Origin of the sequence: Lysobacter sp. yr284 (assembly GCF_900107375.1) — a bacterium.
Classification (GTDB): domain Bacteria; phylum Pseudomonadota; class Gammaproteobacteria; order Xanthomonadales; family Xanthomonadaceae; genus Lysobacter.
In genome coordinates, this window is record NZ_FNPT01000001.1 from 1,076,090 (window position 1) to 1,100,647 (window position 24,558).

Genomic DNA, 24,558 nt, shown 5'->3' on the forward strand with positions numbered 1-24,558 from the left:
AGTCAATGGATCAGAGCCGTAAAAACAATAACTTAGCCACCGGAATTTTCAGGAGTTCCGATTCTGATGCCTATGCGCGCCAGGGCTGGCGCATTCAATTTTTAGGGGCCTCAGGCGGCCTACCGAAGATCTGTCGGATGACCTGGACAGCAGCCGCATCCAGCTCAGCGCGCCGCTGTACAACCAATTTTCGCGCGCGCATGATCCCCGCGTTGTGCTGCTGCATGAGGAGGTGCGAATCGAGGCCGCCAGCTTCGGCATTCGCTAATGCGAAGTCGTAAAGGGTCATCGCCGCATCTCGCGCGCATTTGGCGAAAACACTTGCCGGCACTTCGAGTTCGGGAAAGTACAGCGCCGCCAAGACTTCGAACTTGTCCAGCGGCATGATCGGCACTCTGTGAAACTGCTGGGTGGTCAGTTGCCCGCGGTGGTGATCCAAGAACGCTTCAACAGCCCCCGCCTCGGCAAGCATTTCCTCCAGTTTTCGCTGCCGGATAGATTTCCACTCGCGCGCCGACCAGTCTTGGTGCCCCAGATTGGTCCGAATCTGCTCGGTGGCCTGGGTGGTCAGCTTCACCTGGTCGAGAAGCTGGGTGAAGTCCTCTTTCGTGGCCAGGTTCTCGCCCTTACGCTTGGCGTAGGCCTCTCCAGCTGCCGTGAAACTGTCGACCGCCTTCTTCGCCAACCACCAACCGACCAAGGCGATGATTCCGATCAGCGATCCGCCGGCCAGCAGGTTGTTCAGTATTGCGTCCACGCCACCCCTGTTCATCCTCCGGGCAATCCCGGTTTCGTGGGGATTTTCACCGTTTAGGACGCCCGGCGATAGCACCGCCGGCATGCCCTCAATACCGATTAGCCCCTAAGCGCCCGAGCACGCGACCGAAGCATCAAGCTCGTATTCACCCCCGACACCGGCCAGGACATGGCGATCGCCTGCCTGTAAGCGCACCGGGTCAACCCGGACCGACGGCGACATCCTGTGGTCATTCGCCTTCGTCACGACGGATCTGGCGCCGAAGGTCGCCACAGCCGCGCACGACCGCTGCATCATGCTGATCAGACCCGAGAACATCGACCGCTGGCCGCAGCCGGCGCCTAACGACCTGGCCAAGTTCTACGAGATCTTGGAAGATCGTGAGCGCCCTTACTACGACCATGCGGTGGTCAAGGGAATCGACTAACTAAAGCTCTCAGGGAGGAGCACTTTCCATGATGAGAATTATGTGCGCTTGCGCTACTTGCCTCGCATCTGCAACGAGCGGCAGTCCCGCAGACCAACTTGATGCTTTCGCAGGATCCACCTCCCACGTACCCACAATGGGATTCTTGCTCCCCGAGAACGATGGCGTCTACCGGTTCACCTGCCCTCGCGGCCACGAGAACATTTACCTTCACCAGTCAGAGAAGTTTGAAACACTTTTTGAAATCTCGTTGCACGCAATCATTGACGGCTATTACCGCGAGGCGATTGCGACTTTCGGGGCTGCCCTCGAGCGATTCTATGAAGCGGCGATTGACGTACTCCTAATTGCACGCTCCATACCGGACAATGAGCGTTCCGTAAGTTGGAACAAGATCAAAAAGCAATCGGAGCGACAGCTCGGGGCGTACGTTTTCACATGGCTTGCAGTTGCGGGCGATCTCCCCCAGACACTCAGCGACAACGACGCAAGCTTTAGAAATGAAGTTGTGCATCAGGGAAGGATCTGCACAAAATCCGAGGCAATCAGGTTTGGCAACCTTGTGAGAGTAATCATCGAGCAAGGAATCGAATCCCTTAAATCCAAGTTTAATGATGCAGTCGAACAGCGACAGTTCGAACAGAGCGCCAAGCTGCGCAACATCGCAGGCGTCAACAACGCCGTTGTGACCAGGAGCACTGGCGCAGTTTCACTCTCGGGGCAGGTGTCTAAAACCGTAGAAGAGTGGCTGAAGGACCGGTGGGCCTATCGTCAGGTGACCGACGAGGCCATGCGCGCCCTGACACCTCTCGGACTGATAATTCAGCCTTCTCCAGATCCTTCATTTCCTAGCGCGAATGATTGAGAGCTACTCATCCCCGACAGCCTCACGCACTTGGGCCGCCAGGCGCGCGTTGAGCACCACGCCCCCTCCGCTTTCGCGCTGTAACTGGCCCGCGCCCCGAGGCTCCGGATGATCGAGGTGTTGCTGATCGCGATCGCCGGGTTGGCTTGGTTGAACGCGCGGATCTTAGCCAGCACGGCAACGCTGTCGTCGCCGGTGTGGCAGGCCATCGCCAGGATATCCATCAGGTGAGCACGGCGATTAAGCAAGGCCTGCTCGTAGTTCTTAGGCGCGCTGTTGCGCTTGTATCGTTCCGAGACCTTGTTGGACGTAAAGCCGTCGAGCTGCAGCAGAGTGTCGTACAAAGTGCCGTCGTTGATCAGCGGATCCCCGCGGAGCGTGTTGACGCCCTCGCTGGCGTACCGGGCGTCCTTCATCATGTCCTTCAGCGACTTCGGCAGCATGGTCTCGACGCCGCGCCACGGGTGGCCGTCGTCGATCAGCCCTTGCTACGAGCTCGCTCTTCAGGACGCCCCCATCGGCCCGGCCGCCTGCTCCAGCAGGTTGTAGTAGGCCCCGCGTCCTTCGAGCTCGCGATCGGCATCGCGGAACCACAGATCGGACAGCCCGACGCGGCCGGCGATGTCGGCGCCGGTGACCTGGTTGACCAGTCCGCGCAGGATCGTCGCGGTCGTGGTCTGGCCGAGCATCCTCGACATGAACGCGCGCATCTCGGTCTCGGCGTCCCAGGGCTCGCTGCCGCTACCCGCACCGGGCTTCAACGTGCGCGAGCTGCGCCTGGCCTGGGACCGCGACCAGGCCGGAAGCGATGCCAGTTCGATGACACCCAGGCCCGCAAATGAAAACGGCGGGACCCCGAAAGGCCCCGCCGTTCAATCACTTAAATTGGTGGGCGATACAGGGTTCGAACCTGTGACCCCTACCATGTCAAGGTAGTGCTCTACCGCTGAGCTAATCGCCCGTCGCCGAATCTTGCGTGAAGCTCCCCGGCGAAGGGAGCGCAGTCTAGCCCAGAGCCCGGCGCGGGACAAGCGTTTTTTGCGTCGCCGCATCCTTGCGGCCGTCCTCGCCCCGCCGCCGCACGCCGACGGCGAAGCGGCGGATCAGGAGCCGAAGCCGGCGTCCTTGAGCTGGCGCAGTTGGTCGCGCACTGCCGCGGCCTGCTCGAACTCCAGGTCGCGCGCGTGCTGGTACATCTGTTGTTCGAGCTGCTTGATCCGGGCCGAGAACTGCGCCGGCGACAGCGCCGCGTACTCGGCCTGCTCCTCCGCCGCCCGCCGCGCCCTGCCGCGCGCCTTGAGCGCCTCCGGATCGACCCGCGCGCCTTCCATGATGTCGACCACGGCCTTGGCCACCGACTTGGGGACGATGCCGTGCTGCTCGTTGTACTCGACCTGCTTCTGCCGGCGCCGGTCGGTCTCGTCGATCGCCTTGCGCATCGAGTTGGTGATGCGGTCGGCGTAGAGGATGGCCTTGCCGCGCAGGTTGCGCGCGGCGCGGCCGATGGTCTGGATCAGCGAGCCGGTCGAGCGCAGGAAGCCTTCCTTGTCGGCGTCGAGGATCGCCACCAGCGACACCTCGGGCATGTCCAGGCCCTCGCGCAGCAGGTTGATGCCGACCAGCACGTCGAACTTGCCCAGGCGCAGGTCGCGGATGATCTCCACGCGCTCGACCGTGTCCACGTCCGAGTGCAGGTAGCGCACCTTGACCCCATGCTCGCCGAGGTACTCGGTGAGGTTCTCGGCCATGCGCTTGGTCAGGGTGGTGATCAGCACGCGGTCGCCGATGGCCACGCGCTCGCGGATCTCGCCGAGCACGTCGTCGACCTGGGTCGCGACCGGGCGGATCTCGACCTGCGGATCGACCAGGCCGGTCGGGCGCACCACCAGCTCGGTGATCTGGTCCTCGGACTTGCGCAGCTCGTATGGCCCCGGCGTGGCCGAGACGAAGATCGAGCGCGGCGAGCGCCCTTCCCACTCCTCGAAGCGCAGCGGCCGGTTGTCCAGCGCCGAGGGCATGCGGAAGCCGAACTCGACCAGGGTTTCCTTGCGCGAGCGGTCGCCTTTGTACATCGCGCCGATCTGCGGCACGGTCACGTGCGATTCGTCGACCACCAGCAGCGCGTCGGGCGGCAGGTAGTCGAACAGGCACGGCGGCGGCTCGCCGGGCATGTGTCCGCTGAGGTGGCGCGAGTAGTTCTCGATGCCGTTGCAGTAGCCGACCTCGGCCAGCATCTCCAGGTCGAACTGGGTGCGCTGGGCCAGGCGCTGGGCCTCGACCAGCTTGTTGTTGGCGTACAGGTACTCCAGGCGCTCGCGCAGCTCGGCCTTGATCGTCTCGATCGCGTCGAGCACGGTGCGGCGGGTGGTGACGTAGTGCGAGCCGGGGTAGATCGTGTAGCGCCCCACCTTCTCCAGGCTCTCGCCGGTCAGCGGGTCGAAGATGGTCAGGTTTTCGATCTCGCCGTCGAACAGCTCGATCCGCAGCGCCTGTGCATCGCTTTCGGCCGGGTGCACGTCGATGACTTCGCCGCGCACGCGGTAGGTCGCGCGGCGCAGCTCGGTGTCGTTGCGGTCGTACTGCATCTCGGTCAGGCGGCGGATCAACTCGCGCTGGTCGATGCGCTCGCCGCGGACCATGTGCAGGACCATGCGGAAGTATTCGTTCGGGTCGCCCAGGCCGTAGATCGCCGAGACCGTGCACACGATCAGGGCGTCGCGGCGTTCCAGCAGGGCCTTGGTCGCCGACAGCCGCATCTGCTCGATGTGCTCGTTGACCGAGCTGTCCTTCTCGATGAAGGTGTCGCTCGACGGGACGTAGGCCTCGGGCTGGTAGTAGTCGTAGTAGCTGACGAAGTACTCGACCGCGTTGTGCGGGAAGAACGCCTTGAACTCGCCGTACAACTGCGCCGCCAGGGTCTTGTTCGGCGCCATCACCAGGGTCGGCTTCTGCACCCGCTCGACCACGTTGGCGATGGTGTAGGTCTTGCCCGAGCCGGTGACGCCGAGCAGGGTCTGGTGGGCCAGGCCGTTGTCGAAGCCCGCCGTCAGCCGCTCGATCGCCTGCGGCTGGTCGCCGGCGGGCCGGTACGGAGCCACCAGTCGGAAACCGCTGGGAGCGCTGGAATCGTTCATCGGAGCCGGTCGCGAAGTCGGGGGAAGGCCCGTACCAGATGGGGACGGTGCGGGCGACTTTCCAGCTTACCCCACTACGCCGGCGCGCTCCCGCGGCCGCCAAAACGCCGATGCCCGCCCCGCGGCGGCGGGACGGGCATCGGCGGCGCAGGCGCCAGCGCGGGGGCTTACCAGCAGTCGGTGCGGCTGGAGCTGGTCGTCCTTTTACCGGTCGCATCGATGGACAGGTTCTTGCACGCGTCCTTGGCCTGGTCGCCCTGGGCCGTCGCGGTCAGGGTAAAGGTGCTGGCGGCGGTGTCGGCGGCGCCGTCGCGGGTGATCACATAGAACGCCTGGTCGCGCGGCTTGGTGCGCGGCGAGTAGTCCATGTTGTCGGCCTTGACCTTGGTGAAGAAGCCAGCGTAGCTGTTGTTGGCCGTGTACCAGCGCTCGGCGAGCTGGGTCAATTCGGCCAGGTCGACCTTGGCCTGGGCCCGGCGCGACTTGCGCACCGAGTCGTTGTAGGCCGGATAAGCGATGGCGGCCAGGATGCCGACGATCGTCACGGCGACCATCAATTCGATCAGGGTGAAACCCCGGACCCTGCGAGGCAGGGTCCGGTGGCGCGACACGGAAGCGGCGTTGCGGGTCATGACGTATGTCCTGGCAAGAATCAGCGGACCTGGCGCCACGACTGGCGGCCGCAGGGACGGGGCAGGTACAGCGGATCGGCGCCGGCCGCGGTCAGCACCAGGCTGCACTGCTGGGCCTGCAGTTGCCCGCGCAGCTTGTCGGCGGTGCACTCGGCGCCGTTGCAGTTGACGATGTCGCGCTGCTTGGGCTGCGGCAGCAGCAGGTTGGTGTTGCGCGTGGGCGGAGAGCGGTCTTCGCCGTTGTTGAGCGACAGGCCGCCGGTCTGCGAGGTGCCGACCGAGGCGCCGCCCGGCGAGGTCGCCACGCCTTCCATCGCCGCGCCGCCGGTCAACACGTTCATGCCGTACAGCCAGTTGACGCCGAGCGGGTTGCAGATCTCGCCGGTGGGCTCGTAGCTGGTGAAGAACACCCGGCCGTTCTGCAGGCGCGGCGTGCCGATGAAACGCTCGCCCTTGGCGTTGCCGTCGACCACAAGATCGACGAACCAGCCGCGCTTCTCCGGATAGTTGACCGCGTTGCGGGTGATGTTGCGGGTGCTGTAGATGCCCGACAGGCCGGCGGAGGTGATGGTCTGCTGCACCATCGGCCAGGACGCGCGGTTGCTGCTGGGAATCGCGGCGCTCAGGTTGTCCCAGATGCCGTAAAGCGACTGCACCTTGGTCGAGGTGATGTTGTCGCCCTTGGCGAAGTACTGGCCCGTGCCGAAGAACAGGGTCACGCCGCCGCCCGGGCCGCGCGAGGCTTCGATCGCGCCGGTGATCGGCTGGCCGTTGCCGTTCGGATCGCGGGCGGTGAACAGCGGCGCGCCCGAGTAGGCGATGCTCCACGCGGACGCGGTGGCGCTGGACAGATCGTACTTCCAGACATTGCCCTGCATGTCGCCGCCGTAGACCGTGTCGGCCAGGCCGTCGGTGTTGTTCAGGCCGACCGCGACGATGTTGATCAGGCCGTTGCGGGTGGCGTAACCGGCTCCGGTCGGCTTGATCTGGCGCAGCACGTCGCCGGTCTTGATGTCGACCACGAACAGCACCGGCGCGCCGGAGTTGGAATTGACGCCGTTGCCGAAGATCGCCACCCACTTCGGTCCGGTCGCGGTATTGATCGGCGCGATGGTCGGCTTGCCGAGCACGTGGCCCAGGTCGGGCAGTTGCTCGCCGCTGACCTCCCACAGCACGTTCGCCGGCTTGAAGCCGTTGGTCTGGTCGGCGCTGGTCACGTCCAGCGCCGAAATCGAACGCCCGCCCGCGCCCATCGCCGCGACCAGCACGGTGCGCCAGTCGCCTGCGGCGTTGAACGCCACGTCGCCGCTGGTCAGCGCGCCGTCCATGTAGTACTGGTGCGCGTAGTCGGGATTGGCCAGCTGGCCCATCTTGCGCAGCGACTGCGACGGGATGTAGGCGAGCATCTCGGTGCCGCCGGTCGCGTCCGGCGTGGCGTCGATGCCGTGGACCATGCCGTCGTTGGCGCCGACATACACCATCGGCTTGCGCCCGGGCTGCCGCTTGGCCGCGAGGTAGGCCTTGTACGAGTCGCCCAGGTCCTTGCGCCAGCCCGAGGAGACCGAGTACGACCAGGTGCCGTAACCGTAGTCGGCGCGCAAGGTCACCACTTCCGCGGCGGAATTGATGATGTCGCCGAAGTTGGTCGCGCGGGTGCGGAACGGCCCCTTGGCGGATTGCTCCTTCGACTTGGTGCCGCGCAGGTAGTTGACCACGTCGTCGCCGGTCACCGGGGCGGTGTCCCAGAAACGCCGGCCGCTGGTCAGGCCGAGCGCGTTGAAGCGCGCGTCGTCGTTGGCGCCCAGGTTGGTCGCGGTGAAGTTCTTGGCCGCTACCGCGGTGGCGTTGCCGGCCGTGTTGTAGGTGGTCGGCGCGACCATCGCCGCGATGTTGCGCGCGGCCGGCAGCTTGGCCGCCGCGTCCCACAACGGATTGGCGGTATCGGTGACGCCGTTGGCGTCGATCTTCAAGCCGCGCACGGTGCCGGTCCAATCGTTGTTGGTGCCGATGTTGTAGCGCGCCTCGATCGTGAACGAGCCGTCGCTCAGGCGCGCGCCGGAGGTCGAGCTGTCGGTCGGGCGGTTGCCGTCGTTGGCGACGCTGTCGAAGATCTTGCGCAGCTCTTCCTTCAGGCGCGACGGGTCGCGGGCGAGGAAGAAGTTGTCCGGGGTGCCGGCCACGCGCGTATCCCACTCGCCCGCGTCGGGCACGCCGTTGCCGTTGGCGTCCCTGAAGCTGCCGTACTTGGCGGCGTAGAACAGCGGATTTTCCAGCAGCTTGGCGCCCGAGCTGCCGAGCTTGTACTTGATCACCTGCGGCCGGGTCCAGCTGCCGGGCGCGTCGTCGGAATTGGTCAGCACGCTGCCGTTCTGGTTGCCCGGACGCAGCGCCACGCGCTGCTGGCCGTCGTTGTTGGAACCGGTCACGCCGAAACCGGTGAGCATGGCGTTGCCGGCGTAGGCCGACAGGTTCTCGATACGCACCAGCGCCTCGTCGGCGCCGACGGTCGGATTGCCGCCGGAGCACGCGGCCGACGGGGAGTTCCAGCAAATGTGCTGGCGCGTGCTGCGGAAATCGCCGCAGGTGGCGCCGACGCAGTACGACATCAACGAGACCACGTCGTTGTCGTGGTCGTTGCCCCACAGCGAGTCTTCCCACACCAGCGAGAAGCTGCCGGCCTTGCCGTCGTCGGCGAGCGGCCGGCCGTAGACATAGCGGTTGCCCTTCACCGAAGTCTTGGTGCCGATGCCGACCGCGCCGAGGAAGCAGCTGCGCCAATTGGCGGTGCCCGCATTCGCCGAGGCGCTGTCGTGAGCTTGGCAAAGCGGGGTCAGAGTGATCCTCCCGTTGCCGATCGGGATGTCGAATTTCGGCAGGTTCTCGGCCAGCGCCACCGCGAAGGTACGCGCCTTGACCGATTCGCTCGCCGGCTTGCCCGGCAGCCCCGGGCGCTGATCGGTGGTCCAGGCCTTATGGGCCATGCCGGAGATCAAGTAACTGCCTTCCATCGACGGAATGTCGGGACACATACCGCGCACCCGGCCGAGGCTGGACACGGTCTTGGCGGTACACATGTCCTCGTAGGTGTTGACGCTCTTGCCGACGTCCAACTCGGCGGCGTCGGCCACCACGCGGCCGACCACGTAGCTGCCGTTGTTGACCTTTTCGTTTGCGCCGAGCGCATCGGTCGCCGTCACCGCGGCGTCGCGCATATTGCCCAGCTCATCGCTGTCGAACGAGCTCAACCCGGTCGACAGCACCAGGATGTTGCATTTGGCGCAGTAGCTGTTGCCGCCCGAGTCGGCCGAACGGTACGGATCGAGCCAGCTCGGCGCGGGCAGACCCGACAGATCGGTGCCGGCATTGAAAGCGCTGGTCCTGCTTTCGGCCTTGATGTAGCGCAGAGCCTCCGCATACATTTCGCTGAGCGGATTGCCCCAGCCGCTGCAGCTCTGCCCGCCGTTGTTGCCTGAGCCGGGGTTGCGGAGAAAGCCGTTGCCGACCGGCATGCCGTTTCGGTTCAGGATGCCCCAGGTGTTGCAGTCCGACCAAGTGCCGTTGTTCCACTGCTCCAGCTTGAAACGCTCGATGGTCTTCACCACGCTGCCGGAGGCCGCATCGGCGGTCGGGCAGAAAATGCCGGTGGTGGTGTCGACTTCGTCGCCGGCCTGGCAGACCTGGTCCGCCACGTTGCCGGCGAAGCGGCCGATGTTGCGGCGGAGCACGCCGCCGGAGCGCGGCGCGGAGTAGCTGCCCGAAATCAGGCCGAAGCGCACGCTGCCGTTCTCGCCGTAAGTCTGCAGCAGGCCGATCGGCTTGTAGGTGGTCGCGGTGCCGCTGCCGTACTTCTGGCAGAAGCTTTCGCGCACCGCGTTGTTGGCCGGGCTGCAGACCTCGACGCTCACGACGTAGTCCTTGGTCGAACCAGGACTGTCCTGCTTGGCATCGTCGTTGGGCGCCTCGCTGTCGGTCGCGCACTGCAGCACCGAGGTCGAGGCCCATTCGCTCCAGTTGCCGCTGGCCACGCGCATCAACGGCGAACCGGTGTTGCCCTTGGACATGTTGCAGAACGACTGCGTGCCGCTCAGCGGGGTGTACTTGTTGATGTCGGTCGCGCTATAGACCTTGACCCAGGCATGCAGATCGTTCGGGATGTGCGCGCGGGTCAGCACCGTGGTCGTCGCGTTGTCGACCGAGCGCGAACCTCCGTACAGCACGTAGCGAACGATATCCAGACGGCTCATCGTCACCCAGTTGAGGAAGTTGCCGCTCCACTGGCCGCTGCACTGGTGGTTGGTCGCCGCACCGCTGGCCTTGAACCGGCCGGTGCCTTCGCTGTAGCAAAGATCCGGATCGAAATAGCCGGAATAGGAGAACTTGTTCTGGTACGTCGTATCCAGCAGACCGTCCCCGTCGAGGTCGGTGTAGTCGGCATACGCCTTCATGAACAGCTGCTCGTCGCGCGACATCACCATCATCATCAGCGGCGGCTGCACGCCCTTGATGAACAGCGGCGCCTGCTCGATTTCGTAATCGTTGACGCCGGCGACGAGATCGTCGCCGCGGGACATCAGCACGCCGATGCCGAGCAACAGGCCAGCGATCTTGATCAAATGAGGAATTCGCATGGGAGTCTCTCGCCGCCGTCAGGGGATGAACACGGTGTCGATCACCGCGATCGAGGAGGCATTGGCATCGCGGTCGCCGCCCAGGGCGCTGACCTGGTAGATGTTGCTGGTCTCTTCGCTCTTGTTGTTGCCGACCTTGATGCTGGAGCCGGCGAAGCACTTGTCGATGCGTCGGGTGAAAACGTCCTTGCTGTTGGTATTGGTCGCCGGGTCCGACCAGGTCATCGGGTCGAACGGCGGCGAGCACATTTCCTGGTTCGCCTCGTACACGCCGCTGCCGGCGAACAAGGTCTTCTGGATGTCCGCCTCCTTGACCCGGGCGCCCTGTTCGGCGGCCTGGAAAGCGGCGTTGACGTTGCTGTAGTTGGTCGACATGCGTTCCTGCAGGCCGCTGACCTTCATTCCGACCAGGCCGAGCAAGGCCAGCAGGATCAGCATGATCAAGGCGATGTAGAGCACCGCGCCGCGTTGGCGGCGGGGAGAACGGAGCGATCCGTGGCGCAAGCGGTTGTTCACGACGGAGTTCTCCTCAGTTCCCGTACAGGCGGTTGCGCATGGCGATCGTGGTTTCGTACACGGCGCGGTAGCGGGTATCGGTGGGCGGCGTGACCTGCACGCCGAGCAGGCGCGGCAACTCGGCCGGCGCGAGCGCGGCGGACGGAGTGTTGGCGCGGCTCAACAGCGCCACCTGGACCAGGCCGACCCGGCGCCACGGCACGGTCGCCGCGCCGGTCTGGACCTTGTCGGCGACCATCTGGCTGGCGATGAAGCCGGTCGGCGGCAGCGCGCTGTTGGCCTGGCTGTCCATGCCGTAGATCAGCTGCATGTTCTCGATGCCGCGCACCAGTTCTTCGATCACCGGCGTCACCGCCGTGCCGTTCTTGGTGGCGCTGAAGCGGGCGCGGAACAGCGCCGGGTTGCCGTCGGCGCGATAGGCGACGTAGAACACCTCCGACTCGGCGCGGTACAGCATCGCCTGGCCGGTGGTGAAGTTGTCGGTGATCATCGACGACTTGTTCAGGCCGGTCGCCGCGACCGACACCGTGACCTTGCTCGCCGAGGCCTGGATGGCGCTGGCCTGGAACGTGGTCGCGCTTATGCAATCGGCCACGCCGAGGATCGCCGGCTCGGTAATGCCGCTCGAGGCGATCACCTTGTCCCAGCGGGCCTTCTCCACCGTCATCGTGGTGGTGGTGCCGGACGCGAAGGTCTCCAGCGGCACGCCTTCGGGCGAGAAGTAGCGCAGCACGACGACGTCGCTGCCGGCCGCCGGCGCAGGGCTGAGATTCTGGATGTAGGTCGGCAGCGCCGGCGAACCGGCCCAGGTGCCGCTGGTCGGCAGGGTCACCGAGCCGCCCGGGCCGGTGCCCTGGGCCTCGTAGCCCTGCACCGACACCTGGAACTGCAGCTGCGGCGCGGCCGCGGCGAACTGCGCTTCGGTCGGCTGGGTCTCGGCGACGAACGTGCTGCGGAAACCGGCCGGACTGGTCAGGAACCGCGCCTGGTCGTTGACGCAGCCCTGGTGGCCGACCATGCGCAGGTCGCGCTGCATGTAATCGACCGCGAAGCGCGCGTTCTCCTGCACCCGGGCCAGGCCTTCGGACAGCTGATACGCCGCGCGCGAAGCCGAGAACACCTGCAAAAGACCGAGCACCAGCATGGCGCCGATCGCCAACGCGACCATCAATTCGATCAGCGACAGGCCGGATTGAGCGTGGGAAGTCTTCACAGTTCGGTCTTCACGTTGATCTTGCCGTTGTAGTAGCCGTCTTGCTTGCCGACGCCGCCCTGCAGGTCGCTCCACGCGATTTCGATGCTGTATTCGTTGCTGTTGCGGCGGACGATCGCGTACGCCTCGGGCCCGAGCGCGGCGCGCACCTGGCAGCGCCAGCGCATCGCGTTCTGCTCGGTGGTGATCAGCCCGTCCTGGGTGGTGATCGGGCGCGTGCACTGCTTGCCGGTCACGCTGGCGAAGCTCTCCTTGGTCACGCTGTTCTCGAACTGCAGGGCCAGCGCGCGGTTGGCGCGGATCTGGTCGAGCAGGTCGTAGGCCAGGTTGGTGGCGCGGGTGCGATAGTTGGCGCTCTGCGCGTAGCGCACGTTCAAGGTCTGCAGCATCGCCAGGCCGAGCAGGCCCAGGCCGAGCACCAGGACCGCGATCAGCACCTCGATCATCGAGAAGCCGCGCTGGCTGCGCGCGCGGGCGACGCCGGCGCGACGGACGGTGACGATCATGGGCACTTGTCCTTTTCCATGGTGACCTGTCCGGTGGTCGACAGTTCGAACTTGCGCAGTTGGTTGGCGCCGCTGCGGCAGGACGCGGCCTTGAGCACGAACTCGCGCTTGCCGCCTTCGCTGAGGCGGCCGCGGTTGTCGAACTTCAACGTGGTGGCACTGCCGCCGGCGAGCGCCGTCCCGGTCAGGTCGACGTCGCGGATGCTCTCGGTGCGGCGCGGCCGCTCGTCGGCGTCGGCGGCGGCGTTGTTGTTGAGATCGGTCCACACCAGCCAGCCGTCGTTCCACTGGCCGCCGCAGCTGGTGCCGTTGATGCTCGCGCACATGTAGCCGATGCGGCCGCTGCGGATCGCCTCGCTGCGCGCCAGCGCCACCGAGGCGGAGAACTCGTTCGCCGCCGAGGTCACCCGGCTGGAACGTATCGCATCGGTGAAGCTGGGCATGGCCAGGCCGATCAGAACCGCGCCGATGGCGATCGTCACCAGCAACTCGATGAGGGTGAAACCGGCAGTTCGCCGCCTGCTCATGGACGCGCGCTTCCCCATTACAAGACGGCTCGGATGCTAACAGTCGGAATTACCTACAAAAGGTGCCACACCGACGAGCGGTCAGGCGGAGTAAGTCAGTGGTTTTTGAGCCTAGGAATAGTCCGACAGGCGTCACGGCTTAGCCCTACCGGCGGTTGCGCGCTGCGCCGCTGGGCGCCGGCGAGCGCGGCCGGCCAAGCTTCCAGTCCGCGCAAGGATGCGTGCCCGCCAAGGAAAGGCCCATGCGAATCAAGACGTTGGACGCCTACGAATTCATCGCCGCGTTCCTGCTCGCCAACCTGCTGAGCCTGCTGGTCAGCCCGGGACCCAGCGCCAGCTTCCACCACCTGTCGGCGCAGTCCTTCGCCCAGGGGCTGGCCGGCCTGTACCGGCAGGCCGGCGCGCACGCGGCGGACACCGGCGCGCCGGTGCTGCTGTGCCCGGTGCGCTGGATCCACTTCCGTTGCCGCGACCAGCTCGACTGGAGCCGCGGCCTGATGGCCTTCGCCGACCGCAACCGCAACCGGGCCTTCGACTCGCCCGACGAACTGCTGCGGCGCGAACTGCCCCTGCCCTCGCACCTGCGCCTGCGCGCGCTGCGCGGCCCGGTACTGGTCCGCTTCGAAGCCGGCAGCGGCCGCGTCCTGGCCGACACGCCGTGGCTGCTGTGCGACCTGCGCAGCGATGCGCGCGCCTGGGTGCTGCGGCGCGTCGGCGGGTACGGTTTCCAGGTGCGCGATGCCGGCGCGGCGGATGCCGCGCGCTGCCGCGAGGAGTGAGCGCGCGCGATGCCGTGGCGCTGCAGCGTTGTGGCCGGTGCGGCGCGGGCGGCGCAAAGCCGCCGGCTCCGGCGTGGGTCAGTCCCGCAGCGCCGCAGCGCTTTCGCGGACGCAAAAAAGAAGGCCGCGATCGCTCGCGGCCTTCTCGAATCTGGCGCCCGAAGTTGGACTCGAACCAACGACCCCCTGATTAACAGTCAAGTGCTCTAACCGGCTGAGCTATTCGGGCGGGGCTGCATATGATGCTGATTCAGCACCCCGGCGTCAACACTTCACGGTGATGAAGCTGCGTCGCCGCCGGAGCCCGGCATCATACCCGTTCAGGTCACCACGCGGTAGCAGGGACGGTACTCGCCGGCGATCTTCATCCGCCGCTGCTCGACGAAAGCGCGCAGCAGTTCGTCCAGCGACTGCATCATGTCCGGGTCGCCGTGGATCTCGAACGGGCCGAATTCCTCGATCCGGCGCATGCCGTCTTCCTTGACGTTGCCGGCGACGATGCCCGAGAACGCCCGACGCAGGTCCGCGGCCAGTTCGTGCGGCTTGCGGCCGTGGTGCAGGTCCAACGAAGCCATCGCCTCGTGGGTCGGCACGAACGGCTTCTGGAACGTCAGCGGGATGTCGATCGACCAGTTGAAGAAGAACGAATCCTTGTGCTCGATGCGGTACTCGCGCACCTTGCGGATGCCCTGCGACATCGCCCGGGCGACGCGCTCGGGGTCGCCGACGATGATCTCGTAGCGCTGGGTCGCGACCTCGCCCAGGGTCAGGCGCAGGAACTTGTCGATCTGCTCGAAGTACGGCGCCGACGCGGTCGGGCCGGTCAGGATCAGCGGGAACGGCAGGCCGGCGTTCTCCTCGCGCAGCAGGATGCCGAGCAGGTACAGGATCTCCTCGGCGGTGCCGACGCCGCCGGGGAACACGATGATGCCGTGGCCCATGCGGACGAAGGCCTCCAGGCGCTTCTCGATGTCCGGCATGATCACCAGGTGGTTGACGATCGGGTTCGGCGACTCGGCGGCGATGATGCCCGGCTCGGTGATGCCGATGTAGCGCATCGCGCGGCGGCGCTGCTTGGCGTGGGCGATGGTCGCGCCCTTCATCGGGCCCTTCATCGCGCCCGGGCCGCAGCCGGTGCAGATGTCCAGGCCGCGCAGGCCCAGCTCGTAGCCGACCTGCTTGGTGTAGATGTACTCGTCGCGCGAGATCGAGTGGCCGCCCCAGCACACCACCAGGTTCGGGTCGGCCGGGTGCAGGATGCGGGCGTTGCGCAGCAGGCCGAACACCGAGTCGGTGAGGCCGTCGCTGGAATCCAGGTCGCGGCCGCCGCCCTTGCCGAGCTCGATCGCGGTGTAGGCCAGGTCGCGGACCACCGCGAACAGCAGCTCGGCCACGCCGCGGATGATCTCGCCGTCGACGAAGGCCATCGCCGGCGCGCGGGTCAGGTCGATGCGCATGCCGCGGTCTTGCTGGTGCACTTCGATGTCGAAGTCGGGATACAGCTCGCGCGCGGCGCGCGGGTCGTCGGAGGCGCTGCCGCTGGTCAGCACCGCCAGGGCGCAGCGGCGCAGCAGATCGTGCATGCCGGTGGAGGCATCGCGCAGGCGCGCGACCTCGTCGCGGGACAGGACATCGAGCCCGCCCTTGGGGTAGATGCGGGCGTTGACCGTCGGCAGGACGGTCGCGGTGGGGGTTGCGGTCATTGCGTTTTTCTCGGCTTTTTCGTCGATTCGTGGGTTGGGACTCTAGCAGTTCGGCCGCCGCCTCCGGTATCCGCGGGCGGCCGCCCCGGCGCGGCTGCGCGGCCGTCGCGGCCAACCGCCGGGCCATGAAAAAAGCCGGGACGCGCCCGGCTGTCCGGATCACGCGCAAGCCCGCGCCCGACCCTGCCGGGCGGGCGCGGCTGCGCTCAATGCGCCAGGTAGCCCAGGCTCTGGCAGGCCTCGCGCAGGCGCGGCGGCACGCTGTCGCCGGCCGGCAGTTCGCGCGAGGCCTGGATCCGGCCGGAGTGGATGCGCTCGCTGTTGTCGCCGAGGAACACCTTGAACGGACCGTGGTCGACCCGGCCGTACTCCATCATCTCCGACTCCCACTCCAGGCCCAGGAACCGGCAGACGTCCTGGGTCACCCGCGCCGGGTCGGCGGTGAGTTCCTCGTAGCGCACGGTCAGGCCGGGCAGCGCCGCGCGCGCCTGGATCACCCCCGACAGTTGCGGCAGCAGCATGGTCTGGGCCGAATCCGGATTGCCCCAGCGTTCGTTCTGCTCGCCGAAGCGTTCCTTGAGCTCCTGGCCGAGCGCGCCCTTGGCCGCGGCCAGCATCGAATCGAGCACATGGCTGGGATGGCGGACCAGGAAGATGAAGCGCGCCTGCGGCCAGCACTGCGCCAGGCGCTGCCAGCGCAGGGCGTTGGCCGGGGTCTTGTCGACGATGGTGTGCTTGCCGCTGGCGGCCAGCAGGCGGTGCAGCAGGCGGTCCCACAGCAGGTGCTCGACCTCCGCCAGGTCCAGGCCCATCGCCTCCATCGAGACGTTGGCCTGCAGGGTGTCGAGCTGGACCTGGAAATCCGGCAGGTGCAGCTCGTGCGGCGCGCAGATGCGCGAGTGGGTGTCGAGCACGCAGCGCAGCAGGGTCGAGCCGCTGCGGACGGCGGAAATCACGAAAACGGGCGAAGCGACCAGGCGCGACGGCGCCGGCGAGGCGGTGGTTCTGTCCATAGCGATTGTTTCTCCAGTGCGCGGACATTCATTGGTGGCGTCAATCAATGCGTTGCGGCGTAGCGGTATCGGCGGCGGCGTCCCCTCCCCTGGCGCAAAGCCCTGCGCGCGCAGGGCGAAACGGCCGCGCGACGGCGGCGGCGCTGGGATCATAGCGCTGCGATTGCTGCGAACATGCGACCGAACCGCGGCCGATCGCGCCGGCGCCGCGCGGCCGCCCGGACCCATAAAAAAAGACAGCCGGGCGAACCCGGCTGTCTTGGGTGGAGCGTCCGACCGCGTGGATCAGAACTTGTAGCGGAAGCCCAGCTGGACCGACCACTGCGACACACCGACGTTGAAGCCGTCGGCGTCGGCGTTGGCCACGGTCGGCGCGTCCGGGGTGGCGAAGTTGTACACGTACTTGCCGTTGTACATGCCCTGGATCGCGGCGACGCGCTGGCTGGCGAAGAAGCCGTAGTCGTAGATGTGGCCCCAATCCTTGTTGATCAGGTTGCCCACGTTCTGGATGTCCAGCCAGATCTCGGACTTGTGGTCCTTGAAGAAGCCGGGCAGTTCCTGGCTGATGCGCACGTCGAAGGTGTTGACCCAACGCGCGCGGCCGGCGTTCTGCGGCGCGGAGCGGCCGGCGTAACGGCCCAGTTCCGGGTTCGAGGCCAGCCAGTCGAAGAAGCGCTTCTCCATGGCCGGGTCGGCGGTGAACTGGCCGGCCGGGCTGAGCGAACCAAACAGCACGTCGCCCGGGCCGCTGGGCACGTAGAACAGGTCGTTGCCGGAGCGGTTGTCGCCGTTGACGTCGTTGGAGTAGACGTAGCTGAAGGGACGGCCGCTGCGGCCTTCGTACACCAGGCCGACGCGGGTCTCGTAGTCGCCGAAGAACTTATGCTTCCAGTCCAGGGTGCCGATGATGCGGTCCTTGATCTGGTAGCGCGAGGTCGAGGCGGTCTCTTCGTTGGCGTCGAACAGGTAGTTGTAGTTCCAGCCGGAGGTCGCGGTCGAGCTGGTCAGGCCGCTGACTTCGGTGGCGTGGGTGTAGGTGTAAGCCAGGCTCCAGGACCAGTCGCTCTCGACGCCGAAGGGCTTGCTCAGGCCGACGGTGAACTGCTGGGTCTCGCCCTTGTCGGTGTTGTCCAGCAGCAGGACCTGGTCGAAGCGGCGGTCGCGGGCGAAGCGGTTGTTGCCCGACGACCACGGACGGTTGCGCAGGTTCGCGGCCTGGCTCCAGAACAGGTCGCGGCCGTCCTGGCCCTGGGCCTGCGGGGTGCCGAGGTTGAGGTTGCGGTAGAACAGCGCGTTCTTGACCTTGGTCACCAGCAGCTCGGCCGAACCGACCACGCCGTACCACGGCAGCTCATGCTCGAACGCCAGGTTGGCCTTCCACACCGACGGCTGCTCGAAGTCGGGGTTGATGACGTTGACGTTCTGCAACTGGCTGCCGGCGCGCGACGGGATCGGCGGGTTGAGGCCGTCGCCGTTGAACTTCAGGTTCTGCCAGTTCTCGCTCGACGCCAGGTTCTGCGAGTACTGGATGTAGTTCAGGCCGGTGGTGTTGTAGGCGTTGGTCAGCCACACCTGCGGCGACTCGCCCTGGAACAGGCCGAAACCGCCGCGCAGCTGGGTCGGACGCTCGCTGTCGAAGGTGTAGTTGAAGCCCACGCGCGGCTGGATCAGCCACTTGGAGTTCAGCACCTTGCGGGTGTCGTAGCCGAACACCTGCTGGACCAGCGGGTTGTAGTCCGGGTTCTTGTTGACTTCCGGCTTGTCGGCGCGCAGGCCGAAGTTCACCGTCAGGTTGTTGTTGACGAACCACTCGTCCTGGATGAACAGGCCGTACTGCTTGTACTTGAACGCGCCGGCGACGCTGTCGATGCCCGCGCCCGGCTGCGGGGTGCGCACGTCGTACTTCAGCCAGCGGCCGGCCTGGTAGTTGTCCAGGCCCCAGAACTCGTACACGCCGTAGACCTGCGGTCCGAACAGGTTGTAGACGTCGTTGTTGCTGTAGTCGAAGCCGAACTTGACGTTGTGGTCGCCCAGCGCCAGGGTGCCCGAACCGAACGCGTTCCAGGTCTTGGTGTAGAGCTTGTTGGCCTGCGAGTTGCTCTCGGTGCCCAGGAACAGCGAGTCGCCGCCCGGATTGCCTTCGGTGCCGCCGAACCAGATGCGCACGCTGGGCGCGGTGCCCGGGGTTTCGCGCACGGCCGAGTAGTCGCGGTAGGAGACCTTGAACTCGGTGGAGAAGTTGTCGGTCCAGTCGCTGAACAACTGGCCGACCCAGCTCTCGACCGACTTGGTGTGCTGGTACCAGTACGAGTTCAGCGAGATCTGGCTGCTGTTGATGCCGTTGATGCGCAGCTTGCTCTGGTCGAGCTTGCTGTAGCGCAGGCTGGCGCGGTGCGCGTCGGAAATGTTCCAGTCGATCTTGAGCGCGTACTCTTCCAGGTCGGTGTTGCCCGAGCTGCCCAGGCCGCCGGCGTCGAAGCCGTAGCCGCTGGAGATGGTCTGCGCGCGCGACAGGTCGTTCTGGGTGATCACCGCGCCGCGGCGGCCCAGCGCGCTGCCCGGGATGTCGGCGCCCGGAGCGGCCTGCTTGAACTTCTCGTAGTTGGCGAAGAAGAACAGCTTGTCCTTGACCAGCGGGCCGCCGAAGGTGGCGCCGTAGGTCTCTTCCTTGTCGAAGCCGTTGAACTTGGTGTCGGTCGGATCCTTGCCGAACCAGCCGCCGTCGCGGTAGCTGCCGTAGATCGAACCGTGGAACTCGTTGGTGCCCGACTTGGTCACCGCGTCGACCACCGCGCCGGTGGCGCCGGTGATGGTGACGTCGTAGCTGGCCAGGTCGACGTTGATGCCTTCGATGGCTTCCATCGACACCGGCTGGCGGCGGGTCGGCATGTTGTTGCCTTCCAGGCCGAAGGTGTCGCTGGCCGACACGCCGTCGATGCGGATGGCGTTGTAGCGCGGGTTCTGGCCGCCGGCGGTGATGCCGCCCTCGGCGCGGTTGACGTAGGCCACGCGCGGGTCGAGGCGGACGTAGTCCTGGATGTTGCCGCCGATCGACGGCAGCGCTTCGATGGTCTGGCGGGTGACGTTGGTGCCCGAGCCCATCTTGGTCGCGCTGAACAGTTCCGAGCCGCCGGTGGCGACCGCGGTGACCGAGCCCAGGGTGGTCACGTCGGCCGGCGACAGCGCGGCATTGATGGTGTTGCTCTTGGCCAGATCGAGGTAGACGCCGTCCTCGGTCTTGGTGCCCTCGCCTTCCTTGGTGATGTTGATCGTGTACGGACCGCCGACGCGCAGGCCGCGGGCGTTGTAGCGGCCGCTGGCGTCGGTGGTGGCGCGACTGACCGTGCCCGACTCGACGTGGGTGATGGTCACTTCGGCGCCGACGACCGGCTGGCCGTTGGCGCTGGTCACCGTGCCGTTGACGCCGGCGGAGGTGGACTGGGCGAACGCCGGTGCGGTGGCGAGTACGGCGAGCAGGCCAAGCGTGAGCTTGGACATGCGGACGCGGTTCTGATAGGTCATTACGATGGCCTCGGTACAGTGGAATGCGTGGCGGAGTCGGCCGGCCGGCGCGGCTTCGCGCCGCGCTCGTACCAGGTCCGTTTTGATGGCTAGCCCCTAGACCCGCGCGGCGCCGTGGCCGCCGGGGTTAACAGCAGTTTAACAGGCTAGGCAGGGTGTGTGACAGAGACGTGACCGGCATCAAGCCTTGTCACACGGTGACTGCGTCCACACCTGAACTGCCATGCAGCGCAAAGTTGTATAAGCCGGTGCCGCGCCGCGTCCCCATGCGCCTGCGAATGGGCGCCGGCCAACATACGCCAGGCACCGGATCGCCACTCGAAATCGCGGACCGGCGTCGTGCGGCGGCACTCGCATGGCGCGCGCGTCGCGCCGTTCGTCGGCAACCCGCGTGATCGGGCCGGTCGGCGCGGGGTCATCGCGCTCTGGCCGCGGGCAATCCGCCAGGTCGGGCCGGCCGAGACAGGCCCGCCCCGAACGAGCGGGCTTGGGCCCCGGCCCGAGCCCCGCGGTTCGCTTACGGCGGCCCCGGCAGGTAGGCGCCCAGACCGTCGAGGATCATCTGCACCGAGATCGCGACCAGCAGCATGCCCATCAGGCGTTCGATCGCGATCAGCGCGCGCCGGCCGAGCAACTTATAAAGAATGGTGGCGCAGAACAGGATCGCCGCGGTCGCGCCCCAGGCGATCAGCAGGGCCAGGCTCCAGTCGCCGAGCCGGGCCGGGTCGTTGCTGCCCATCAGCATCACCGCGGCCATGCCCGAGGGGCCGGCCACCAGCGGGATCGCCATCGGCACGATGAAGGGCTCGCCGTCCGGGATCTCGCCCATCAGCCCTTCCGGCGGCGGGAAGATCATGCGGATGCCGATCAGGAACAGCACGATGCCGCCGGCGATGGACACCGACTCCTGGCGCAGGTGCATCAGCTCCAGCGCGTACTTGCCGCCCCACAGGAACACCATCAGCACGCCCAGCGCGATCAGCAGTTCGCGCGCGAGCACGATGCGCTGGCGCTTGGGCGGCAGCCCGCGCAGCAGGCTCAGGAACACCGGGATGTTGCCGAGCGGGTCGAGGATGATGAAGAGCAGCAGCGCGGCCGAAGCGATGGTCATGGCGGCGGGCTCAGGCTTGCGGCGCCCAGACCGTGCCGCGATGGCCCGCGCCGGCGGCCGACAGCAAGGTCACGCAGGCCTGGGCGTAGGCCGAGGGCTCGCGCGCGGAGCGGTCGCTTTCTTCGACATAGGCGCGCGCGCGCAGCGGCGTGCGCATCGGCCCAGGACGCAGCCCGGCCACGCGCACGCTGGAATTGCCCAGCTCGGCGTGCAGGATCCCGACCAGCGCGGCCAGCCCGTGCTGGGCCGCGCCGTAGCCGCCCCAATAGGCCTGGCCGACCCGCGCGGGATCGTCGAGCGCGAACACCAGGGCGGCGTCGCCGGCCTTGGCCAGCAGCGGCAGGCAGGCCTGCGACAGCCACCACGGCGCGGTCAGGTTGACGTGCACGGCGCGCGCGAACGCGGCCGGGTCGGTCTGCAGCAGCGGGGTCAGGCCGGGGAAGTCGGCGGCGCAGTGCAGCACGCCGTCGAGGCGGCCGAGTTCGGATTCGATCCGCTGCGCCATCTCGGCGTAATCGTCGGGCTGGGCGCCTTCCAGGTCGAGCGGGTACAGCAACGGCTCGGGCCCGGCCTGGGCCGCGGCGTCGTAGACCCGGTTCAACTTCGGCAGCTTGCGCCCGAGCAGGACCACGGTGGCGCCGGCGCCGGCGCAGGCCACCGACGCGGCCGCGCCGAGCCCGCCGGTAGCGCCGGTGACCAGCACCACGCGCCCGGCCAGCGCCTGCGCGCCGGCCTGCGGATCGTTCGAGCGGGCGGCGGCCTCGGTCACTGCGACTGGGTCTCGCTGATCATGCGCGCCAGTTCGCCGGACTCGTACAGCTCCAGGGTGATGTCGCAACCGCCGATCAGCTCGCCGTGGATGAAGAGCTGCGGGAAGGTCGGCCAATTCGAATAGCGCGGCAGGTTGGCGCGGATCTCCGGGTCTTCGAGCACGTTGACGGTGTGCAGCGCCGTCGCGCCGGCGGCCTTGAGCGCCTGCACCGCGCGGCTGGAGAAGCCGCACATCGGGAACTGCGCGGTGCCCTTCATGAACAACACGACCGGATGGGACTCGACCTCGGTCTGGATCCGTTCGATAACCGACGACATGGGTGCTGCTCCTGACGAGGTTTGTTGCCGAGTTTGACGGTTCGGCAACCTTGGGTGGGGATAGAATGTGAATTGTAAGCCTTCGCGGCGTCGCCGACGCGCCCGTTCCCGGAACCCAACGGTCCACGACCGCGCGGCCCCGGGCCTGGAGCGCCGGCCGCGGCGCCCTCCGCTAGCCAGCCCCCTCGCATCTTCAGGAGCCCGCCAATGGCCATCGAATTGCCTGCCCTGCCCTACGACCGCACCGCGCTGGAGCCGACCATCTCGGCCGAGACCATCGACTACCACTACGGCAAGCATCACAAGGCCTACGTCGACAACCTCAACAAGATGATCGAAGGCACCGAGTTCGCCTCGCTGTCGCTGGAAGAGATCATCAAGAAGTCGCAGGGCGGCATGTTCAACAACGCCGCCCAGATCTGGAACCACACCTTCTACTGGAACTGCCTGTCGCCCAAGGGCGGCGGCGAGCCGACCGGCAAGCTGGCCGAACTCATCAACAAGGCCTTCGGCGACTTCGCCAAGTTCAAGGAAGAGTTCACCAAGACCGCGGTCGGCACCTTCGGCTCGGGCTGGGGCTGGCTGGTGCAGCGTCCGGACGGTTCGCTGGCCCTGGTCAGCACCCCCAACGCCGCCACCCCGCTGACCGGCGAAGACACCGCCCTGCTGACCTGCGATGTGTGGGAACACGCCTACTACATCGACTACCGCAACGCCCGCCCGAAGTACGTCGAGGCGTTCTGGAACCTGGTCAACTGGGACTTCGTGGCGTCCAACCTCAAGTAAGCCGCCGCGGCATCGCGACACCGAAAACGGCCGGGGAAACCCGGCCGTTTTTCGTTGCCCGAGAATCCACCCGCTTTTTGTAGGAGCGGCGCAAGCCGCGACCGCGCCACCGCAGCAACGACGCCCCTCCCCTCGCCCGCGCATTCCGCCAGGCGGCGCTGCCCGCACGCTTGCGCAAGCCGGCCTCCCACGCGCAAGCTCGTGCCGCCGCGCACCGCGGCTCCCGGAACCGCGCCCCATGGCCTCGCCGATCGCCGCCACCGCACCGTACTGGGTTCCCGCGCTTTCGATGCTGATGATCTACCGGCGCGTGCGCCGCAACTTCGGCGTGCAACCGTGGCGGCCGGTGCGCAACGGCATCCGCCTGGGCTTCCTGGCGCTGGTCGCGGCGATGCTGTGCGTACTCGGCGCGTTCCAGCCGCAGCTGGCGCCGGGCCTGGGCATCGGCGCGGCGCTCGGCGCCCCGCTCGGGCTGCTCGCGCTCAAGCACACCCATGTCGCCTGGCGCGACGGCCAGCGCACCTACACCCCGAACCCTTGGATCGGCGGCGCGCTGACCGCGTTGCTGGTCGGCCGCATCGCCTGGCGCTACACCCACGAAGGCGTCGCCGCGGCGCAGGCGCCGAGCGCGCTGACCCTGGGCATGGCGACGGTGTTGATCGGCTATTCGCTGGTCTATGCGATCGGATTGATGGTGCAGATGCGGCGGCTGGCGGCGCAGCGCGACGCGGCCGATCCGCCGGCGCCCTGATCCGCGCGCGTCGCCGCGGCGGCGGCGCGCCTCAGCCGCGCTCGAACCGGCACCCCTGCGGCGCGAAGAAACGCCAGCGGAAGTAGAAGCCCAAACGCCCGCGGCGGTAATCGCATACCGCGCGATCACCGGCGCGCAACGCGTCGTACTCGCGCTTGTGGATGCGCAGCGACACCAGCGCGCCGCTGCGCGTATCGCGCAAGCGCATGCCGTGGATGCTCGCGCGGCCGGCGCTTCGCCAGCGGCCGACCACCTCGCCGCCGAAACTCGCCGGCCGGCTGCCGGCGACGGCGTTGACGGCCTGCAGGTAAGGCCAGGTGAACGCCGCAAGCAGCACTGCGAGCACGAACGGCGCCAGCACCGCCGCCCACCACGACGAACCGCGGCGCCACCGGCGCCACTGCGCGAGCAGCGAAACCGCGGCCAGCGCCAACCAGGGCGCCAGCAGCCACCACAAAACCTGCTGGCCGACCGGGCCGTCCGGTTCGAACCGGCAGCAGGCCGGATCGACGAACGACAGGCACAGCAGCGCGCCGATGAAGTAGGCGAACACCAGCAACGCGGACGGCCCGGCCCGCACCAGCGACGCGGCGCCCCGC

Annotated in this window: 22 protein-coding genes and 2 tRNA genes; 5 read left to right on the forward strand and 19 right to left on the reverse strand. The window is 67.1% G+C overall.

What is annotated here, in order from left to right:
* Nucleotides 1–94: 94 nt before the first annotated feature.
* Nucleotides 95–757, reverse strand: coding sequence for a hypothetical protein (locus BLV01_RS04415; protein WP_139178451.1), 663 nt, complete (start codon nucleotides 755–757; stop codon nucleotides 95–97).
* 295 nt (nucleotides 758–1,052) lie between these two features.
* Here BLV01_RS04415 and BLV01_RS27035 point away from each other — a divergent pair, with 295 nt between their 5' ends.
* Nucleotides 1,053–1,184 carry a hypothetical protein gene (locus BLV01_RS27035; protein ID WP_256375568.1) on the forward strand — a complete coding sequence of 44 codons (132 nt, stop codon included), beginning with the start codon at nucleotides 1,053–1,055 and terminating at the stop codon, nucleotides 1,182–1,184.
* A gap of 145 nt (nucleotides 1,185–1,329) precedes the next feature.
* A complete protein-coding gene (locus tag BLV01_RS25170) occupies nucleotides 1,330–2,049 on the forward strand; it encodes a hypothetical protein (RefSeq protein WP_217633438.1) in 720 nt (239 codons plus the stop codon).
* Here BLV01_RS25170 and BLV01_RS04420 read toward each other — a convergent pair.
* The 10 genes from BLV01_RS04420 to BLV01_RS04465 all read right to left on the reverse strand — a co-directional run bounded on the left by BLV01_RS04420 (nucleotide 2,007) and on the right by BLV01_RS04465 (nucleotide 13,205).
* Nucleotides 2,007–2,531 carry a PLxRFG domain-containing protein gene (locus BLV01_RS04420; RefSeq protein ID WP_343124239.1) on the reverse strand — a complete coding sequence of 175 codons (525 nt, stop codon included), beginning with the start codon at nucleotides 2,529–2,531 and terminating at the stop codon, nucleotides 2,007–2,009. The genes BLV01_RS25170 and BLV01_RS04420 overlap by 43 nt on opposite strands.
* Nucleotides 2,532–2,552: 21 nt before the next feature.
* Nucleotides 2,553–2,759, reverse strand: coding sequence for a hypothetical protein (locus BLV01_RS04425; protein WP_139178455.1), 207 nt, complete (start codon nucleotides 2,757–2,759; stop codon nucleotides 2,553–2,555).
* A 176-nt stretch (nucleotides 2,760–2,935) separates the two neighbouring features.
* Nucleotides 2,936–3,010 (reverse strand) — tRNA-Val (locus BLV01_RS04430).
* Nucleotides 3,011–3,152: 142 nt separating this feature from the next.
* The gene (gene uvrB / locus BLV01_RS04435) at nucleotides 3,153–5,183 is read right to left on the reverse strand and encodes an excinuclease ABC subunit UvrB (protein ID WP_091794341.1); all 2,031 of its coding nucleotides are present in this window, start codon (nucleotides 5,181–5,183) and stop codon (nucleotides 3,153–3,155) included.
* Between the two features lie 167 nt (nucleotides 5,184–5,350).
* Complete coding sequence (locus BLV01_RS04440; protein ID WP_091794343.1) at nucleotides 5,351–5,815, reverse strand: type IV pilin protein; 465 nt, start codon at nucleotides 5,813–5,815, stop codon at nucleotides 5,351–5,353.
* A gap of 20 nt (nucleotides 5,816–5,835) precedes the next feature.
* Nucleotides 5,836–10,428: a pilus assembly protein gene (locus BLV01_RS04445; RefSeq protein WP_254782492.1), complete on the reverse strand. Its 4,593-nt coding sequence runs from the start codon at nucleotides 10,426–10,428 to the stop codon at nucleotides 5,836–5,838.
* 33 nt (nucleotides 10,429–10,461) lie between these two features.
* Nucleotides 10,462–10,902 (reverse strand): pilus assembly PilX family protein, encoded by a 441-nt coding sequence (locus BLV01_RS04450; RefSeq protein WP_091794345.1) that lies wholly within the window; start codon nucleotides 10,900–10,902, stop codon nucleotides 10,462–10,464.
* A 70-nt stretch (nucleotides 10,903–10,972) separates the two neighbouring features.
* A complete protein-coding gene (locus tag BLV01_RS04455) occupies nucleotides 10,973–12,172 on the reverse strand; it encodes a PilW family protein (RefSeq protein WP_343124236.1) in 1,200 nt (399 codons plus the stop codon).
* Nucleotides 12,169–12,678 carry a type IV pilus modification protein PilV gene (gene pilV / locus BLV01_RS04460; RefSeq protein ID WP_091794347.1) on the reverse strand — a complete coding sequence of 170 codons (510 nt, stop codon included), beginning with the start codon at nucleotides 12,676–12,678 and terminating at the stop codon, nucleotides 12,169–12,171. The genes BLV01_RS04455 and pilV overlap by 4 nt, the downstream gene beginning before the upstream one ends.
* A complete protein-coding gene (locus BLV01_RS04465) occupies nucleotides 12,675–13,205 on the reverse strand; it encodes a GspH/FimT family pseudopilin (RefSeq protein WP_175485767.1) in 531 nt (176 codons plus the stop codon). The genes pilV and BLV01_RS04465 overlap by 4 nt, the downstream gene beginning before the upstream one ends.
* A gap of 242 nt (nucleotides 13,206–13,447) precedes the next feature.
* Here BLV01_RS04465 and BLV01_RS04470 point away from each other — a divergent pair, with 242 nt between their 5' ends.
* Nucleotides 13,448–13,984, forward strand: a complete 537-nt coding sequence (locus BLV01_RS04470) for a GspH/FimT family protein (RefSeq protein WP_091794351.1) — start codon at nucleotides 13,448–13,450, stop codon at nucleotides 13,982–13,984.
* A gap of 152 nt (nucleotides 13,985–14,136) precedes the next feature.
* Here BLV01_RS04470 and BLV01_RS04475 read toward each other — a convergent pair.
* The 7 genes from BLV01_RS04475 to grxD form a co-directional block, all read right to left on the reverse strand.
* Nucleotides 14,137–14,213 (reverse strand) — tRNA-Asn (locus tag BLV01_RS04475).
* A 91-nt stretch (nucleotides 14,214–14,304) separates the two neighbouring features.
* Nucleotides 14,305–15,687 carry a nucleotide 5'-monophosphate nucleosidase PpnN gene (gene ppnN / locus BLV01_RS04480; RefSeq protein WP_091794352.1) on the reverse strand — a complete coding sequence of 461 codons (1,383 nt, stop codon included), beginning with the start codon at nucleotides 15,685–15,687 and terminating at the stop codon, nucleotides 14,305–14,307.
* Between the two features lie 206 nt (nucleotides 15,688–15,893).
* Entirely contained in the window at nucleotides 15,894–16,700 is an 807-nt protein-coding gene (locus tag BLV01_RS04485) for a sulfotransferase family protein (RefSeq protein WP_091794354.1), read from the reverse strand.
* A gap of 285 nt (nucleotides 16,701–16,985) precedes the next feature.
* Nucleotides 16,986–20,222 carry a TonB-dependent receptor gene (locus BLV01_RS04490; protein ID WP_254782493.1) on the reverse strand — a complete coding sequence of 1,079 codons (3,237 nt, stop codon included), beginning with the start codon at nucleotides 20,220–20,222 and terminating at the stop codon, nucleotides 16,986–16,988.
* Between the two features lie 517 nt (nucleotides 20,223–20,739).
* Complete coding sequence (locus tag BLV01_RS04495) at nucleotides 20,740–21,333, reverse strand: YhgN family NAAT transporter (protein ID WP_091794356.1); 594 nt, start codon at nucleotides 21,331–21,333, stop codon at nucleotides 20,740–20,742.
* Between the two features lie 10 nt (nucleotides 21,334–21,343).
* Nucleotides 21,344–22,102: an SDR family NAD(P)-dependent oxidoreductase gene (locus tag BLV01_RS04500; RefSeq protein ID WP_254782494.1), complete on the reverse strand. Its 759-nt coding sequence runs from the start codon at nucleotides 22,100–22,102 to the stop codon at nucleotides 21,344–21,346.
* Entirely contained in the window at nucleotides 22,099–22,422 is a 324-nt protein-coding gene (gene grxD, locus BLV01_RS04505; protein WP_057948398.1) for a Grx4 family monothiol glutaredoxin, read from the reverse strand. The genes BLV01_RS04500 and grxD overlap by 4 nt, the downstream gene beginning before the upstream one ends.
* Nucleotides 22,423–22,629: 207 nt before the next feature.
* Here grxD and BLV01_RS04510 point away from each other — a divergent pair, with 207 nt between their 5' ends.
* Together BLV01_RS04510 and BLV01_RS04515 are read left to right on the forward strand one after the other, a co-directional pair.
* Complete coding sequence (locus BLV01_RS04510; protein WP_057948399.1) at nucleotides 22,630–23,208, forward strand: superoxide dismutase; 579 nt, start codon at nucleotides 22,630–22,632, stop codon at nucleotides 23,206–23,208.
* Nucleotides 23,209–23,446: 238 nt separating this feature from the next.
* Nucleotides 23,447–23,959, forward strand: a complete 513-nt coding sequence (locus BLV01_RS04515; RefSeq protein WP_091794358.1) for a CcdC protein domain-containing protein — start codon at nucleotides 23,447–23,449, stop codon at nucleotides 23,957–23,959.
* Between the two features lie 31 nt (nucleotides 23,960–23,990).
* On the opposite strand, the gene BLV01_RS04520 is transcribed toward BLV01_RS04515, so the two are convergent.
* The gene (locus tag BLV01_RS04520) at nucleotides 23,991–24,539 is read right to left on the reverse strand and encodes a hypothetical protein (protein WP_139178457.1); all 549 of its coding nucleotides are present in this window, start codon (nucleotides 24,537–24,539) and stop codon (nucleotides 23,991–23,993) included.
* Nucleotides 24,540–24,558: the final 19 nt, after the last annotated feature.

What these genes read in the sequence shown, in the direction of transcription:
- BLV01_RS27035 (WP_256375568.1), top strand. Translation starts at nt 1,053, where the DNA reads ATGCTGATCAGACCCGAGAACATCGACCGCTGGCCGCAGCCGGCGCCT.
- BLV01_RS04425 (WP_139178455.1), bottom strand. Translation starts at nt 2,759, where the DNA reads ATGCGCGCGTTCATGTCGAGGATGCTCGGCCAGACCACGACCGCGACG.
- uvrB (WP_091794341.1), bottom strand. Translation starts at nt 5,183, where the DNA reads ATGAACGATTCCAGCGCTCCCAGCGGTTTCCGACTGGTGGCTCCGTAC.
- BLV01_RS04440 (WP_091794343.1), bottom strand. Translation starts at nt 5,815, where the DNA reads ATGACCCGCAACGCCGCTTCCGTGTCGCGCCACCGGACCCTGCCTCGC.
- pilV (WP_091794347.1), bottom strand. Translation starts at nt 12,678, where the DNA reads ATGATCGTCACCGTCCGTCGCGCCGGCGTCGCCCGCGCGCGCAGCCAG.
- BLV01_RS04465 (WP_175485767.1), bottom strand. Translation starts at nt 13,205, where the DNA reads ATGAGCAGGCGGCGAACTGCCGGTTTCACCCTCATCGAGTTGCTGGTG.
- BLV01_RS04470 (WP_091794351.1), top strand. Translation starts at nt 13,448, where the DNA reads ATGCGAATCAAGACGTTGGACGCCTACGAATTCATCGCCGCGTTCCTG.
- ppnN (WP_091794352.1), bottom strand. Translation starts at nt 15,687, where the DNA reads ATGACCGCAACCCCCACCGCGACCGTCCTGCCGACGGTCAACGCCCGC.
- BLV01_RS04485 (WP_091794354.1), bottom strand. Translation starts at nt 16,700, where the DNA reads ATGGACAGAACCACCGCCTCGCCGGCGCCGTCGCGCCTGGTCGCTTCG.
- BLV01_RS04490 (WP_254782493.1), bottom strand. Translation starts at nt 20,222, where the DNA reads ATGACCTATCAGAACCGCGTCCGCATGTCCAAGCTCACGCTTGGCCTG.
- BLV01_RS04495 (WP_091794356.1), bottom strand. Translation starts at nt 21,333, where the DNA reads ATGACCATCGCTTCGGCCGCGCTGCTGCTCTTCATCATCCTCGACCCG.
- grxD (WP_057948398.1), bottom strand. Translation starts at nt 22,422, where the DNA reads ATGTCGTCGGTTATCGAACGGATCCAGACCGAGGTCGAGTCCCATCCG.
- BLV01_RS04510 (WP_057948399.1), top strand. Translation starts at nt 22,630, where the DNA reads ATGGCCATCGAATTGCCTGCCCTGCCCTACGACCGCACCGCGCTGGAG.
- BLV01_RS04515 (WP_091794358.1), top strand. Translation starts at nt 23,447, where the DNA reads ATGGCCTCGCCGATCGCCGCCACCGCACCGTACTGGGTTCCCGCGCTT.